This window comes from Rhizobium ruizarguesonis (assembly GCF_017357285.1).
In the GTDB taxonomy this organism is placed as follows: domain Bacteria; phylum Pseudomonadota; class Alphaproteobacteria; order Rhizobiales; family Rhizobiaceae; genus Rhizobium; species Rhizobium ruizarguesonis.
The window spans coordinates 296,175-311,657 of the sequence record NZ_CP071680.1 but is presented as its reverse complement, the minus strand read 5'-3'; the positions used below and the strand labels follow the sequence as shown (position 1 = coordinate 311,657).

15 protein-coding genes and 2 pseudogenes are annotated in these 15,483 nt (G+C 60.6%); 15 read left to right on the top strand and 2 right to left on the bottom strand.

Annotated elements, in window-relative coordinates:
- The first annotated feature begins 100 nt into the window (after positions 1-100).
- Positions 101-934, top strand: a complete 834-nt coding sequence (locus J3P73_RS29505; protein ID WP_130690585.1) for a helix-turn-helix domain-containing protein — start codon at positions 101-103, stop codon at positions 932-934.
- A 275-nt stretch (positions 935-1,209) separates the two neighbouring features.
- Positions 1,210-2,001 (top strand): SDR family NAD(P)-dependent oxidoreductase, encoded by a 792-nt coding sequence (locus J3P73_RS29500; protein ID WP_130774314.1) that lies wholly within the window; start codon positions 1,210-1,212, stop codon positions 1,999-2,001.
- Between the two features lie 6 nt (positions 2,002-2,007).
- Here J3P73_RS29500 and J3P73_RS29495 read toward each other — a convergent pair.
- Positions 2,008-2,122, bottom strand: a pseudogene (locus J3P73_RS29495) (IS481 family transposase); the annotation flags it as partial.
- A 75-nt stretch (positions 2,123-2,197) separates the two neighbouring features.
- On the opposite strand from J3P73_RS29495, the gene J3P73_RS29490 reads away from it, so the two are divergent.
- The 12 genes from J3P73_RS29490 to J3P73_RS29435 all read left to right on the top strand — a co-directional run bounded on the left by J3P73_RS29490 (position 2,198) and on the right by J3P73_RS29435 (position 14,750).
- Positions 2,198-2,443 carry an adenylate/guanylate cyclase domain-containing protein gene (locus J3P73_RS29490; protein WP_392397922.1) on the top strand — a complete coding sequence of 82 codons (246 nt, stop codon included), beginning with the start codon at positions 2,198-2,200 and terminating at the stop codon, positions 2,441-2,443.
- Positions 2,444-2,581: 138 nt separating this feature from the next.
- Positions 2,582-3,622 carry a LysR family transcriptional regulator gene (locus J3P73_RS29485; protein ID WP_018497080.1) on the top strand — a complete coding sequence of 347 codons (1,041 nt, stop codon included), beginning with the start codon at positions 2,582-2,584 and terminating at the stop codon, positions 3,620-3,622.
- A 134-nt stretch (positions 3,623-3,756) separates the two neighbouring features.
- Complete coding sequence (locus J3P73_RS29480) at positions 3,757-4,842, top strand: ABC transporter substrate-binding protein (protein ID WP_244666078.1); 1,086 nt, start codon at positions 3,757-3,759, stop codon at positions 4,840-4,842.
- A 2-nt stretch (positions 4,843-4,844) separates the two neighbouring features.
- Positions 4,845-5,930: an ABC transporter ATP-binding protein gene (locus tag J3P73_RS29475; protein ID WP_130774315.1), complete on the top strand. Its 1,086-nt coding sequence runs from the start codon at positions 4,845-4,847 to the stop codon at positions 5,928-5,930.
- Positions 5,930-6,808 (top strand): ABC transporter permease, encoded by an 879-nt coding sequence (locus tag J3P73_RS29470; protein WP_130774316.1) that lies wholly within the window; start codon positions 5,930-5,932, stop codon positions 6,806-6,808. The genes J3P73_RS29475 and J3P73_RS29470 overlap by 1 nt, the downstream gene beginning before the upstream one ends.
- Positions 6,805-7,602, top strand: a complete 798-nt coding sequence (locus J3P73_RS29465) for an ABC transporter permease (RefSeq protein WP_027689911.1) — start codon at positions 6,805-6,807, stop codon at positions 7,600-7,602. The genes J3P73_RS29470 and J3P73_RS29465 overlap by 4 nt, the downstream gene beginning before the upstream one ends.
- Entirely contained in the window at positions 7,599-9,113 is a 1,515-nt protein-coding gene (locus J3P73_RS29460; protein WP_130774317.1) for an NAD(P)-binding domain-containing protein, read from the top strand. The genes J3P73_RS29465 and J3P73_RS29460 overlap by 4 nt, the downstream gene beginning before the upstream one ends.
- Complete coding sequence (locus J3P73_RS29455; protein ID WP_018069912.1) at positions 9,110-9,928, top strand: creatininase family protein; 819 nt, start codon at positions 9,110-9,112, stop codon at positions 9,926-9,928. The genes J3P73_RS29460 and J3P73_RS29455 overlap by 4 nt, the downstream gene beginning before the upstream one ends.
- A gap of 2 nt (positions 9,929-9,930) precedes the next feature.
- Positions 9,931-11,619, top strand: a complete 1,689-nt coding sequence (locus J3P73_RS29450) for a CocE/NonD family hydrolase (protein WP_018069911.1) — start codon at positions 9,931-9,933, stop codon at positions 11,617-11,619.
- Positions 11,609-12,091 carry a nucleoside deaminase gene (locus J3P73_RS29445; protein ID WP_130774318.1) on the top strand — a complete coding sequence of 161 codons (483 nt, stop codon included), beginning with the start codon at positions 11,609-11,611 and terminating at the stop codon, positions 12,089-12,091. Before J3P73_RS29450 ends, J3P73_RS29445 begins: the two co-directional genes overlap by 11 nt.
- A 41-nt stretch (positions 12,092-12,132) precedes the next feature.
- Positions 12,133-13,182 (top strand): questin oxidase family protein, encoded by a 1,050-nt coding sequence (locus J3P73_RS29440; protein ID WP_130774319.1) that lies wholly within the window; start codon positions 12,133-12,135, stop codon positions 13,180-13,182.
- Positions 13,179-14,750: an amidohydrolase family protein gene (locus tag J3P73_RS29435; RefSeq protein ID WP_130774320.1), complete on the top strand. Its 1,572-nt coding sequence runs from the start codon at positions 13,179-13,181 to the stop codon at positions 14,748-14,750. The genes J3P73_RS29440 and J3P73_RS29435 overlap by 4 nt, the downstream gene beginning before the upstream one ends.
- 316 nt (positions 14,751-15,066) lie before the next feature.
- Here the strand turns inward: J3P73_RS29435 and J3P73_RS38330 are convergent.
- A pseudogene (locus tag J3P73_RS38330) lies at positions 15,067-15,132 on the bottom strand (LysR substrate-binding domain-containing protein); the annotation flags it as partial.
- A gap of 13 nt (positions 15,133-15,145) precedes the next feature.
- On the opposite strand from J3P73_RS38330, the gene J3P73_RS29430 reads away from it, so the two are divergent.
- Positions 15,146-15,295: a hypothetical protein gene (locus J3P73_RS29430; RefSeq protein WP_157629658.1), complete on the top strand. Its 150-nt coding sequence runs from the start codon at positions 15,146-15,148 to the stop codon at positions 15,293-15,295.
- The last annotated feature ends 188 nt before the right edge of the window (positions 15,296-15,483 follow it).

The window sequence follows — 15,483 nt, the reverse complement described above, 5'->3', positions numbered from 1 at the left end:
CCAAAAACGAAAGCTGGGCGTCTTGGTTCCTATGTCCGACAGTCACGTGAAATCACTCGGCGCAACGGCAACCGACACCTTCGGATGTCCTCTAAAACAGTTGTCGATCAACCAGGCACTGGCAGGTTCTGATATTGCGGTCTTTCGCAAGGGAACGAGCGTCGTGCGGCTTGATCAGGTCATGACATCAGCTAGCGACCGAGGGTTCGTTGTCGGTGTCTCTTCGATCGGCGGTCACACGCGGCGCATCCATCACCAACATCATGTGACGACCCACGACTTTGCGGAGAACTCGATCTACATTCGCGATCTGTCCGAGGCCTACAAAGCAGATCTCAGCGGTTCTTTCGATTTTCTCCTGTTCGAAATCTCGCCTGCGGCTCTCACCAGGATTGCCGATGATGCGGAACTTTCGGGCATCACCTCGCTTGCAGCCGAAACCGCCTCGAAAGACATCGTGCTTGCCAACCTCGCTCGGGCGCTGATCCCGGCGCTCGAAAAACCGGAGGAGGCAAGTGCGCTGTTCATCGACCAGATGACCACAGCCATCGGGACTTACCTGGTTCAACGCTATGGCGGCCGGTCCGTTGCAACCCCCAATAGATCACGAAGCCTGTCGCGCTCGCACGAGCATCTGGCGAAAGGTCTGCTTCTCGAAAACCTTGAAGGCGACATCTCGATCGAGCAAGTGGCGCAGGCCTGCAATCTGTCTCGCGGCTATTTCATTCGCGCCTTTCGCGAGACGACGGGCATGACGCCTTATCAATGGCTTCTCAGCCAACGAATAGATCGAGCCCGCACCCTGCTGCGCACCTCGAACGCGCCGCTCGCCGAAGTCGCCATCGCCTGCGGCTTCGCCGATCAAAGTCATTTCACAAGGGTTTTCGCAAGTGTCGTTGGCGCGACACCTGGCAATTGGCGGCGTAACGTGTAGTCCATTTGAAACCGACCCGTCCGCCCCGGGGATTACAGCTATCCGGCCAGCAGCAGAAGGCAGGACAATCCAGCTTGCGCCCTGCTGTTCGGTCCGCCAAGTCACAAACAAAATCCTTGCTTAGATCCTCACTTGGTCGGGATATTGGTGCTTGCAGGGCGGGCCGCGGGTTACCCACCGGGGTGTGACTATGCAAACCGCCTCGGATATTTGCCTGTTGCGAGACCGCTCGCCAATCCATAGGTTCCGTGATCCAGCCTCAATAGGAGCAGCAGATGCAGATCGACCTCACAGGCAAGACCGCTCTAGTTACCGGATCCACCGAAGGCATTGGCTACGCGATCGTCCGCCAGCTCGCGAGGGCGGGCGCGGACGTGGTGGTCAACGGCCGGTCCGAAGAAAAGACCGCCAAGGCAGCCGATCGCCTAAAAGGCGAAGGTGCCAGGGGAAGCGTAGCCGCCGTGGCAGCCGATCTCGCAACCGCTGAAGGATGTGACGCTCTCGTCGCCAAAGTTCCTCATGTAGACATCCTCATCAACAACGCGGGCATCTTTCAGCCCCTCGACTTCTTCGAGGCGGACGACGAAGTGTGGGACCGCCACTGGCAGGTGAACGTCATGTCCGCCGTCAGGCTTTCGCGCGCATATCTTCCCGGCATGCAGAAACTCGACTGGGGCCGCGTTATCTTCATCGCGTCGGAATCCGGCTTCAACATTCCGGTCGAGATGATCCACTACGGCGTCAGCAAGACCGCAGACATCGCGGTTGCCCGCGGCCTTGCCAAGCGCATGGCTGGCACGGGCGTCACCGTGAACTCCGTCCTTCCGGGCCCCACGCTGTCCGAAGGCGTCCAGGCGATGCTTGCCGAGGAGCGTGCAAAGACGGGGAAACCGATCGAGGAGGTCGCAGCGGACTTCGTCAAGAAGCACCGCAGCGGTTCGATCATCCAACGAGCTGCGAGCGTCGAGGAAGTCGCCAATCTCGTCACCTATCTGGCCTCACCTTTGGCATCCGCAACGACCGGCGCTTCGATGCGTGTGGACGGAGGGCTGATCGACACGCTCTGACACGCTCTAGCTGTGGATGCTCAAGAGGTTGTCTCGGTTGAGGCCGGCGACTGATGGGTGTTTTTGATTTCAGGCTGCCGTGCGGACGATGCCAATTGTACATATGGGTCCAGCTTGGCAGATGGGGGGAGAGTGACATTCCAACTTTGCAGAAACAGGACACTTCAACTTTGCGGCTACAAGTGGCGGTCGGACAATCAAAGTTATGGGTGACGGCCTACTTTCGCTATTCGAAAGCCCGGCCGTCGCCATCTCGACGGCGTTGCAGGTACAGCATCTGATGGCCAGCGAGGCTGTAGCCGCCAGCGGCACCGATCCTCTTAAAATTCGAATTGGTATAAACTACGCCGAGGTCATGATCACCGAGGACGATGTGTTCGGCGACGGCGTGAATGTTGCGGCGCGCCTCGAACAACACGCGTTACCGGATATATTGGAGTAGCCCCGGACACGGTAGTGGGCGCAAATTCCCCGTGCGGGAATACCTCCAAATCGGGCGATCCTCTGCCCGACAACTTTCAATACTCTTGATCGCAGTAATTGCAGGCATGACCAGCGAGCTCCCCGGCTGGCATGAAATATGCCTCTTCTCAAGCTTGTTGCACCGTTCGACAAGGGAAGGCTGATCATGATGCGACAGGCGAATGGCATGATGGATGTGCGTCTGATGCGCACGCTCCTGACCTTGCTGACGGAATGCAGCGTTTCAAAGACCGCCGACATTCTGGGGCAGGCCCAGCCGACGGTCAGCCTGACGCTGAAACGGCTGCGGGAAATGCTGGACGATCCGCTTCTGGTCAGGTCCGGAGGGGCGCTGGTACCAACGGAGCGAGGTCTCGCCCTGAAGGAGACGTTGCGCGACATTCTCGGCCAGATCGACGCGCATCTGTCGCCTCATGCTACCTTCGACCCGGACAATGCGACGCGAAACTTCCGCATCATCGCAGACAATTGCCTCGGAGCCGTGTTTCTGCCTCAGCTGGTCGGAAAAATTGCACAAAAGGCACCCAATGTCGGCGTCGATGCGTCCCACATGCCGAGCTATGATGATCTTATCAGCCAGCTTGCGGACGGGTCCATCGATGCGGTCATCGGCAATTGGCCGCATCCGCCGGAGTATCTGAGGATGTCTCCCCTGTTAACCACCGACATTGTCTGCGTCGTCCGCCCGAACCATAGACTGGCAAGTCAACGTGAGCCGATCTCGATGGGCGAGTTCCTGAAGGAAAAGCATCTTTCTCCGACTTCCGACAAGCGGGCCCATCTCAGCCCGATCGACGGGCGGCTGATCGAACTCGGGCTCAAGCGCAACATCGCTGTATCCGTACCAGAATATGCGATCACGCCCTACGTGCTGACACAATCGGACCTCGTGTTCACCACGGGCCGAATTTTTGCCGAGCAGATCGCTCAGGCCTTTCCGCTCGTCGTTCTCGAGGCACCTCGAGAACTCGGACAGATGCAGTTCTACATGCTCTGGCATGAGTGCAAGCACCAGTCTCCCGATCACGTCTGGCTCCGGCAGATGATCAAGTCGGTTGCGGCCGGCGTCCGCGTCTTCGATCCGACGGAGTCGGTACCGATCACATTCCTGCGGTCCGGAGCGCCGGTCTTCGTTTAAACCAATCTCGCGGGATCGCGGCCGAGGTCGCCGGGCTTTTGCGCAGTGCAATATAGTCTATTTGGGTTCGGTTATAGGCTTTCCTGTCCAAACAAACGACATTGGTCGCAGTTCACTCGCAACGAGATGAGGGCATGATGGCAGGTTCAGGAGTTAGCCGACGTGAAGTGCTTGCAGGGATCGCCGCCGGCGCGGCGGCGGGGATATTCGGTTCACTGAGCAGTGCCAAAGCTGCCGTTTCCGAAATGGTCTGGGCGACCTGGGATTCCAACGGGCACCCTGAATACATTGCGGCTTTCGAGGCGCAGACCGGCGTCAAGGTAAAGCTATCCTATCTTTCCAGCGAGGACGCGCAGTTCGCGGCGCTCAAAACCGGCACGGCTTCCGACTGGGACATGATCAATCCGTCGCTGAATGGAAGCTGGCGCTATATCAAGGCAGGCCTGCTTGAAGAAATCGACATGGCGAAGATCCCCAACGCCGCCAAGATGTACGACGTCTTCAAGACCACGCCCAAGGTTCTCGATGCCTCGGGCAAGCAGTTCGCGGTTCCCTATCTCTGGGGCCTCAATCCAATCGTATACCGAAAGGACAAGTTCGACAGCGAGCCTGACTACACGACGTTGTTCAATGAGAAATACAAGGGCCAGCTTGCCATGCGCGACTATGCGCTGGAATCCATTGGCATCGCCGGTCTGGTCGCCGGCGTGCCGCGCGACAAGGTCTTTCTCATGGAGACCAAGGAGCTGGCGGAAGCCAAGAAGCTTTTGGTTGCGCAGAAGCCGCTGCTGCGCACCTATTGGCAGACGATCGGCGATCTCACCAATCTGTTTGCCACCGGCGAGGTTTCCTGCGCGTTTTCGTGGCGGGTTCCCTATGATGCGTTGAAAGACAAGCTGGCGATGGGGATGGCCAAGCCGAAAGCCGGCATTATGGGCTGGTGCGACTGCTTTGCCATGCCGGCCACGCTGTCTGCGGAAAAGAGCGAGATCGGCTACAAGTTCATCGATTATCTGCTTGGGGCGGAATTCGCGACCCAGATCGCTAAGATCGGCAACTATGCGACCACATCCTCGATCATCCGCGACGAATTGTCGAAGCAGCAGCAGGAAGCGATCTTCGTCGACGACATGGACGTGATGAAGTCGTTCATGTGGCCGGTCGCCCCGGAGAATTATTCCGAGTGGCTGAAGATCTGGAATGAAGTCAAGGCAAGCTGATCGTGACGGCGACGCCTGACATGGCGGCCGATCCGTCAAGATCCGGGCTTTTGCTTTCGGCGCGCGGTCTGACCAAGAATTACGGCAGGGACCGCGCGGTCGATAGCGTCGATCTCGATATTCCGGAAAGGGCTTTCACCACCTTTCTCGGCCCTTCCGGATGCGGGAAGACGACGATCTTGCGCATGATCGCCGGCTTCGAGACGCCGGACGCGGGATCGATCGTGCTTGACGGACGGTCGCTTTCCGGCGTTCCGCCGGAGCGACGTCCGGTCAACACCGTATTCCAGAGCTACGCGCTGTTTCCGCACCTCACCGTATTCGGAAATATCGCGTTCTCGCTGACACTGCGGCGCCACAGCAATGTCGATGTGGCCGCGCGCGTCAAAAGGGCTCTGGACGCCGTGCATATGGCGGAGTTCGGCGATCGGTATCCACACCAGCTCTCTGGCGGCCAGCAGCAGCGGGTCGCGGTGGCCCGCGCCATCATCGCCGAGCCGCATCTGCTGCTTCTCGACGAGCCCTTGTCTGCACTGGACAAAAAGATGCGCGGGCATTTGCAAATCGAACTGAAGGATTTGCAGCGGCGTCTCGGTATTGCCTTCGTCTACGTCACGCACGATCAGGAGGAGGCCTTTGCGCTCTCCGACATCGTCGTTGTCATGAACAAGGGGCGCATCGTTCAAAGGGCTGCGCCGCTGACAATCTATGCCCGCCCTGCCAACGCTTTCGTTGCTGACTTCATCGGCGCCGCGGCACTCATTCCAGGCGAAATCGTCGATGCCGGCGGGGGCTCCGGATCGGCTGCGATCGATACGGCCACCGGTATCGTGCAATGCCCGGCAGTGGAGGGATTGGCGAAAGGGGCTAAGGCAGTGCTCGCCATTCGGCCGGAGCATGTCCGTATTGGCACGGATGGCCTGAACGCGACGATCCGTCATGTGGTGTTCAAAGGAGATCGCTACCTTGCCGAGGCCGAGGTTAACGGCGTCATTTTGCGGTTCATGGCGGATAACCCGCTTTCGCCTGGCGCGAACGTAGGGCTCGTCGTCGATCAAGACCGCGCCTTCATCACGAGGATCGACTGATGGCTTCGGTTTTTCACCGGGCACAGCTCGCGGTGCCAGTCGCCTGTATTTTAATCCTCGGATGCGTTCTACCGCTTGCCGTGCTCGTGGTTTTCAGCGTGTTCGAGGTGGATCTCGATGCCTTCACGCTCGTTCCGGCCTTTTCCGGACAGAGTTGGGCTCAGATGTTTACCAATCCGGTCTTCGCCTTTCTGATCGGCAAGTCGGTCGTCTCGGGCGCGGGCACGGCTTTACTGGCGGCTTTGATCGGATACCCGATCGCCGTCTCGATGACGCGGCTTCCCGTTTTGTGGAAAGGCATCGGCAGCATCGTCCTTTTGACGCCGCTCTACACCGGCGAGATCGTCCGAATTTATGCCTGGCGGGTCGTTCTCGGCTCCGAAGGACTGGTCAACGCTGCTCTGAAATGGTTTGGCGCGATCGATGAGCCGGTGAAATTCCTGTTGTTTTCGCCGTTCACCACGCATCTCGTGCTTCTCTACAACAATCTGCCCTTCATGGTGCTGGCCATCTGGATCTCGGCGGAATTTATCGACAAACGGTTGATCGAAGCCGCACGGGATCTCGGGGCTCGCCCGATAGACGCGTTTTTCAAGGTCATCTTGCCTTTGACCACACCCGGACTGGCTGTCGGCGTCTTTACGGTCTTTGCACTCGCCGCCGGCGACATGATGACGCCGAGCCTTTTGGGCGGGACGTCGGGTGCGACCCCGATGGCGATGATCGACAACCTGTTCGGGACGGCGTTCGATTGGCCGCTGGCTTCCGCGCTATCGCTCAGCCTTCTTGTCGTCCTGTTCGCCTTTGCCACCGGGTTCGTGACCATGCTTCTTCGGTTCGATGGTGCGCGGGCAGTCTTTCGGCGGGGGGCACGATGAGCCGCCTGGTCATCCTCACGCTCGGCCTTGCCGTGTGTTTCTTCTATCTGCCGATCGTCGTTCTCGGAATTTTTTCCTTCAACGCCGCAAGCACGATGGCCTTCCCGTTGAGCGGTTTTACTTTCATCTGGTATGCCGATCTTTTCGGCAACGAAGCCTTTCTGGGCGGCTTCGTCACCAGTTTTCTGATTGCACAGCCCGTCGGTCTGCTCGGCGCGCTGATCGGGCTGATGGCAGCATTGGCCGTGACGTCGCCACGCATGAAGTTCCGGGCAGCATTCGCCATCTTGGTCCTCGTGCCCTTTCTGGTGCCGAAGACGGTGCTTTCCATTGCGCAGGCCATGCTCATGAGCTGGGTGGGATTGGGCCGTGGGGCAACCGCGCTCATATTGGCGCAGACTTTGGTCGTCATTCCCTTCACCACCACAATCCTTGCCGCCGTGCTGGTCCGGCTCGACCCGCGGCTTGAAGAAGCGGCGCGGGATCTCGGCGCCACCCCGTGGCAGAGCTTCCGGCGCGTTCTGCTGCCACAGTTGAGCGTCGCGCTGAGTGCCGCCTATTCCATCGGGGTCATCCTGTCGCTGGCCGACCTGACGATCTCCATGTTCCTCGCCGGCCGCACGCAGCCCCTGTCGCTGATCGTCGCATCGGAATTCCGGCGCGAGCTGAAGCCCGACCTCAATGCCATGCAGGTGGCCGTCCTCGTGTTGACGGCCCTGATCGTGGCGCTGACCGAAATCAATCGCCGACGCCGCCTGCGCGGACGTATGGCCCATATACGAGATTACCTATGATGATTGCCCCAATCGATGCGCCGCGCGTGACACTTGACGACCTGAAGCAGGCAGCCCTTGCCGATCTTGCCGCCCTCGGCTACCCGAGCGTAGCATGGCTCAGCGACCTGCCGAGACCAGACGCGGCTGATATCGCCGATGCGATCATCGTCGGTGGCGGCCAGTCAGGCGTCACGATCGCAGCAGCCCTTAAGTGGGACGGGCTCCGGCACATCCGCGTCCTGGACAGCGGCGCGCCGGGGGCTGAGGGGCCATGGCTGACCTTTGCGCGCATGGAGGAATTACGCACCCCGAAGACCCAGGTCGGCAACGAGTTCAACGTCGTCAATCTCTCCATCCGCCGCTGGTTCGAAACGCGCTATGGGCAGCAGGCATGGACGGATCTGTCCCGCATTCCGCGAACAGACTGGAAGGCCTATCTCGACTGGTATGCCGACGTTTTCCAGATCGCCATCACCAATCATTGCGACGTCCTGGACGTCGCGCCGGAGGGCGATCTGATCGCGGTTACGACCCGCATCGGAGGCAGGATTGAAAAATCTCTGGCGCGAACCGTGGTGCTGGCCACCGGGTATGACGGCGCCGGCGCATGGCGGGTGCCATCCTTTGTATCAGAGGCACTGGCGCCCGAAAAGTTCGATCACACGAACGGTCCCGTCGATTTCGACGCTTTGAAGGGATTGCGCGTCGGCGTGCTCGGCCATGGCGCCTCTGCGTTCGACAATGCGATCAAGGCGCTGGAAGCCGGTGCTGCCTCCGTGGATCTCTGCTTCCGGCGCGCGCGCCTGCCGCGCACGAATCCCCACCGAGCGGTCGAGACGCCCGGCATGATGACGCATTACCCTGACCTTTCCGAGACAACCCGCTGGGATATCGCCCGGTTCTTTCGCAGCGTCGATCAGCCGCCGCCGGTGCGCAGTTTCGAGACCGCAATGAGCCTTGAAAATTTTAAGCTTCGTCCCGCAACACCATGGCTGGAGGTCTCTCAACAGCCAGATGCGATCCGCGTCACCACCCCGGACGGGATTCTGGAGTTCGATCACCTGCTTCTTGCAACGGGGATGGATGTCGATCTCGCCGTCAGGCCTGAACTCAAAACCATTCATGACAAGGTCGCGCTTTGGGGCGAACGTTACACGCCGCAAGACGGCCACATGGATGCCCGGCTGGCACGGTTTCCCTATCTCGACGGATTCTACGGGTTCATCCCGAAAGATCCGGATGAGACGTGGGTCAGCCGGGTATTTGCCTTCAACAGCAGCAGTTTCGTCAGTCACGGTCCGCACTCTACGTCGATCAGTGGGCACAAGCATGCCGTTCCACGGCTCGTGCGCGGCGTCCTGCGCCGGCTGCTGCTCGATCGGGAAGCGGTCATCCTGCCGGAACTGGCATCTTACGTCTCACCGGATCTGCCAATCGCCGACGACTTCGAGATCGTGATAGCCAAGGCCAATCGGCAATCGGCAAGCTCGCCCGATACCGGCATGCCGGCCATGCGGAGTGGCGCATGACGCGTTCCTTTTACTGGGCCGATTATTCGACCGCGGATTTTGCGTCCCGCGATCTGAGCGAGACCGTCGTCATCCTGCCGATTGCGGCTGTCGAGCAGCATGGCCCCCATCTTCCCGTACAAGTTGACGCCGCCATCAACGCCGCCATCATCGATCGGATGGTGCCGTTGTTTGACGCAAACGCGGACGTCCTCATCCTGCCGGCATTCGGTGTCGGCAAGTCGGATGAGCACCTCGCCTATCCGGGGACGCTGACCATATCGGCGCAAACCCTGCGGCTCGTCTGGCTCGATATGGCCAGAAGCGTGAAGCGGGCCGGCGTTCGAAAGATGATCCTGTTCAATTCTCATGGCGGGCAGATCTCGCTGATGGAGATGACCTGCCGCGATATCCGTGTCGAACTTGACATGCTGGCGGTCGCCTGCTCCTGGTTCAGGATCACGCCGGTCGACGATCTGTTTTCGTCCGCGGAAATCGTTCACGGCATTCACGGCGGCGATATCGAAACCAGCATGATGCTGGCCATCGCGCCAGAGCTGGTCGCCATGGATAAGGCCGAAGATTTCGTGCCGCTGACCGTCGGCATCGAGCAGTCCGGCAGCCCGTTGACGGCGGAAGGCGCGGTCGGCTTTGGCTGGCAGGCGCAGGACCTTCATCCCGCAGGCGTTAGCGGAAATGCCGCCAATGCCGACGCCGTCAAAGGCGCGCTGGTGCTTGACCGGGCCGCGGCAGGTTTGGTGCGCGTCATCGAGGCGACGCGCAAATTTGACATGAAGAGGCTCACCTCCGAAACCCGCTTTTCGGTCATGAGATAAGCATGCTGGCACTCCGCGACATCGAAACTCTTCGGATGCGCATGGCGGACGGCGTTCATCTCGCGGCCGACGTCTATCGTCCCGTCGGCCCGGAGCGCTATCCCGTTCTGGTGATGCGCCTGCCCTATGGCCGAAAGGTCGCCTCGACGGTCGTTCTGGCCCATCCCGCATGGTATGCGGGCCAGGGTTACGTGGTGCTGGTGCAGGATGTTCGTGGCCGTGGAGATTCAGAAGGGATCTTCAGGATCCTCGAGGACGATGTCGCAGATGGCGCGCAGACATTGTCCCTGGCTGCCGATCTTCCCGGCGGCAACGGCACGGTGGCAAGCTACGGCTTCAGCTACCATGGCATGAACCAGTTCCTGGCCCTTGCCGGCGCTCGAAAATCCGGCGGGAAAGTGCCCGATGCGATGGCGATCGCCATGGCGGCTTTTGATGTGCGCAACCACTGGGCCTTCGAAGGCGACGGGTTCCGTCTGCAGTCCAACCAGATGTGGGCGTGCCAGATGGCCGTCGAAAACACCCGGCTGGCCGGCGACCTCGATGCCGCCCATATGTTGCATGCCGCTTTGCCTTCTCTGCATTCAGGCGCGGTTTCGGCACGGCCGGACGTGTTGGAGCAGGCATCGCGATACACGCATTATCATGACTGGCTTGCCGATGACCCGTCCTATTGGCGGATAAGGTCACCGCAATCGCTGCTTGAGGGCGTGACACTCGACGTCCCCGTCCTGCATGTCGGCGGATGGAACGACATTATGCTTGAGGGCACCTTCGCCGCCTTCGAGGCATTTTCCGCGAGTCGCAATCTGCAGCGGCTCTCCATCGGACCGTGGTCGCATATCCCCTGGGGACGACGGGTCGGGGCAGTGGATGCCGGAGCCGACGCTGCAGACGGCATCGACCGCGAGATCGTCGCATTCTTCGACGAGGCGCTCAAAGGCCGCGAGAATCCTTACCCGAAGGTCCGGCTCTACGATATCGTCAAAGGGACCTGGGCCGGTTTCGAAAGCCTGCCTACAGCCGAGACGCTGGTGCTTCATCTCTCGTCGGGCGGCCGGGCGGCCGCGACGAGCATCGATGGAACACTTGCCGAGAAGCCGGAGCTTGCGAGCGCCGATTATCTCGTCCACGATCCATGGCGGCCGGCCCCGAGCGTCGGGCTGCATCTCGGAGCGCCGCCGGATTTCGCCGACAGGGCCGCCATCGACGACAGGGCCGACGTGCTGGTCTACACCTCCGATCCGCTCGATCGGCCGCTCCTGCTGACCGGAGCCCCGAAAGTGGACCTCTTCGTCACCGCCGACAGGCCGAGTTTCGACCTGGATTGCACCTTGAGCATGCTCACCTCTGATGGGGCCGCCATCAGTGTGACGTCGGGACATAAAACCGTAAAGGCGCAAGGCGGAGAATCGCCGGTTTCCGTCGCGCTGCGGCCCGTCCACGTAACGGTGCGGGCGGGGCATTGCCTGCGTCTATCGATACAGGCGGCGTCGTTTCCCGCTTTCCCCGTCAATCCGGGCACCGGGGCACGCCCGCAGGACGCGGCCGTAACGGATCGGCTGGTCACGACCCTCGTGCTCCGGTCAGGCGATGGTTACCCCTCCACCGTGCGATTGCCCGTGATGCGGCAGGCCGATGCGAAAGACAGCCAATCGCATACGGTAGAGGAGAACGGACATGAGCCTTGATCACGAAAGCCTTCTCAGATTGACCTTCGAGATTGCGCACCGAGCCAAAGCGCATGGCAATATGCCCTTCGGCGCGCTTCTGGCCGGTCCCGGCGGCGAAATTCTTCTTAAGGAAGAAAACGGATATTTCCCCGACCTCGATGCAACGGCCCATGCCGAGCGCCTGTTGGCGACGCGTGCCTCGAAGCTCTATCGCGAGCCGTTTCTGGCGCAGGGTACCTTGTACAGCTCGGCGGAACCCTGCGCCATGTGCGCCGGCGCCATTGACTGGGTCGGTATCGGCCGGGTCGTCTATGGCCTTTCCGAACATCGGCTGAAGGCCATGACAGGGGATCACCCGCACAACCCGACAATGAATTTGCCATGGCGCGATGTGTTTTCGGCGGGCCAGAAAAGCATCGAGGTCATTGGACCCTTGATTGAGACGGAAGCGGAAGCTGTTCACCGGGACGCCTGGCAACCAACGGTGTGAATGCAAGCGGGCATTCCGTTTTCAACGAGGAGTTTAGATCCATGGTACCAAAAGAAAACACTTCGGACGAACTGAGAACGCTGCTAGCCGACATGCCGGCATGGGGTTCTGAATTTTCGCGCACATTCGCCAATCATGCGCCGATGGTCCTCGTCGCGCTGGACCGGATCGGCGGCGGGTCGGCTCAGCTTCGACGGTTCTTCCATCACTACAGAGACGCCAAGCAGCTTGCGCCCTTCGCCCAGCCATTGAAGCGCTTGGATGGCAAGAGCTGGAAAGCCGCCGTCGGAATGCGGGAGCGTGAGCCCGATCTGCGCGTCTTCTTTGCCGGCGAGGTGACGCGGCTCGGAATACACGAGGCACTGGAGCTTTATCTTCCCGATCTCGCCGACGGCATTGCCGCCAGCGCTTTTCACGCGCTGATGCGAGCAGCCTACGGGGTACTTCGCGCCGACGAGACCGATGTCGCCATTGCGCTCGCCTACTGGAGCGCCACCTATCTGCCGCTTCCCGAAGCAACAGGGGCGCCGCCGATCACGCACGACCCGGCCGAAGTCTTGGCCATGACCGCTGCGATCAAGCCCTTGCATGGCATGCAGCTTCACGACCTTCTCTGGCAGAACATGCGTGACGCAGGCAACGTGCTCGAATTTGCGCCCGTCGTCGATTGGCTCGACATCGGGCCGGACACGATGGAAAAAATGGCGGCGACTGCGCTCGCCATATTTGCAGCAACCCAGCATTTCGCCGCATTGCACATCATTACAGGGCTGCACTGGATCCGTCTCCTTGAGCCGCATTGCGATGAGGCGACCCTCCATCGGATGTTGCGGGTGTTCTGGCAGGGGATCGCCGGTCTGATGGGCGAACTCGGGTTTCCCGAGATGCCGGACAGAACGGCAGTCGATCGCTGGCGTCATATCCAGGTGCCGGATTGGCCCGAAATGCATGCGATCGCCGCGCAAAGCTACGACGAGCACGATATCAGTCTCGCCTTTTCCGCCAGCGAGGAAATGAAAGTCTATGGCGACCCGCTCTACCGCGTCGTGGTCGCCCGCCGCCTCGGATTGATCGGAGACTACACGAAATGAGCCTGGAAGAGCCGATGTCGGGCGACTGCATCATTGAAGCCGGAACCGTGCTGTGCGGTATTTTGCCTGACGGCACCATGTCCATGCGCCACGACGTCGGCCTCCGTGTCGCTGGCGGCATGATTGCGCAGATCGGGCCTCTTGCCGCCGTTGGCTACGGCAACGACCATCTTGCCCGCTTCGGATCTCCCGACATGATCGCTATGCCGGGGCTGGTCAACAGTCACCACCATTTCGGGATCACGCCCCTGATGCAGGGTGTGCCCTTCGCGCCTCTGGAACTATGGCTGCCGCAGTTCCGGGCGATGCGGCAGGTCGATGTCCGGCTGGATACGCTCTATTCAGCGATCGAGATGTTGGAAAGCGGAACGACGACGGTGCAGCATATCAACAGCGGACTTGTGGGCGCACCGGAGAGCTGGATGGCGATGGCCGACGCCACGCTCAAGGCCTATACCGATATCGGCATGCGGGCCGGCTTTTCCTTCATGATCCGCGATCGCAATATTCTGACCTATGACGAAGACGCCAAGGCGCTGGCCACCCTTCCCGAAGCCGTTCGCAGCTGGATCGCCCCCAAACTCGACGCGTCGAACATCCCGATCGCAGACCTGATGACATTTTATCGCGCGCTCAGGCAAAGCTGGTTCGACGCACGGCCGGATCACGTCCGCGTCAATCTCGCCCCCGCCAATCTGCACTGGTGCACCGACGAATGCCTCCAGACGATTTTCGAGACGGCCCGCGAAACCGACGCGCAGGTCCATATGCATCTTCTGGAGACCGAGCGGCAATCAAGCTTCGCCCACAACAGATTCGGCCACACCGCCGTCCAGCATTTGAAGGCACTCGAATGCCTCGGGCCAAACGTCACGCTCGGGCACGGTAACTGGATGAGCCGTGAGGATCTCGACATTATAGCCGATTGCGGCTGCAGCATGTGCCACAATGCCTCATCCGGCCTGCGGCTCGGCAGCGGCATCGCTCCCGTCAACGAAATGCGCCGTCGCGGCATTCCGGTAGCGCTCGGCATAGACCAGTCGAACATAGCCGACGACCGAGACATGACGCTGGAAATGAAACTGGTCTGGGCACTGCACCGCGAAACGGGCCTGTGGAACGACCGTCCCGATGCTGGTGCCGTGCTGCAGATGGCGACCGAACATGGCGCCAAAACCGTCGGGTTCGGCGGCTTCACGGGTCGGCTCGAACCGGGTCAACGGGCCGATATCGTGCTGATGGACCGCCGCAAGATCGGCAGGCCGCATGTGAACTCCCGGACGCCGGCCGTGGAGAGTGTCGTGCATCGCGGCGGACCGCATGCCATCACGCAGGTGTTCGTCGGCGGCCGTCTCGTCGTCGATAACGGGAAAGTTGTGACAATCGACAGGGAAGCGGTTCTTGCGGAAATCGGCGAGCAACTGGAACGGCCCGAAACGCAAGGTGAAAGGCAAGCCTGGGATGCGATCGATGCCCTCCTGCCCCATCTTGCGGCCTATCACCGCGATTTCACGCCGGCAGCCGGATATCGGCCCTATCGATATAACGCAATGGCAGACGGCGAGTAGAAGCGACCTGCGCATCGTGATAGATTTCGCAGATTATGCAGAGGCCTCGAGAAGGCTCCGCGCATTGCCAAGATACAACTTGCCCTGTCCTTCGTATGGCCTAATACCGGCTCCTGCAATGGCGGACGAAGATCAGGCCTGGACGGCCAGCGCTGTGCCTCTCCTCGCCGAGCATGAGCCCCGAGCAGCCAGCCGAGTGAGATAATGCATAGCAGTCTGTCGAAGTCTGACATGCTGCGACGTAGGACGAGATGGAGGGCACGCAACCGACGATTCCTGCAATTGGTTGAAAGGCATATCCCAAAGCTAGCGGGTTGAACGCCCGGTTCGGCAAGCCCTCGGTCCATTCCGGCGCAAAGCCGATGCCAAGGCCGGCCGAGACAGGCAGGTTCACCATGCGCCTTTTTCTTGCCCTCCTCTGGGAGCGCGACCGCGTCCGGAACGGCGAGCGCGAAGGTGTCCATGGTCGCTGCACCAGCGAAAACCTGAGCGCTGCTGTCGATTGCATCGAAAGGAGCTGCCGGATGATCGAGATCGAAGACTAGCCGCGAGCCTGGGCGCCGCTTCGGTCTGTGGTGCAACAGAGGGAACGGTTCCGGTTCCCAGCCCACCCTCTCCTCGCTGGGGCCGGCATTCGGCACGAAGTTGTGCATGACGTCCCCCTTACAGTTCGGGCGACGCCTTCTTCAGACTTGCCGCGAGGAAGTCCACGCAAAGACGCACCTTGGCCGCC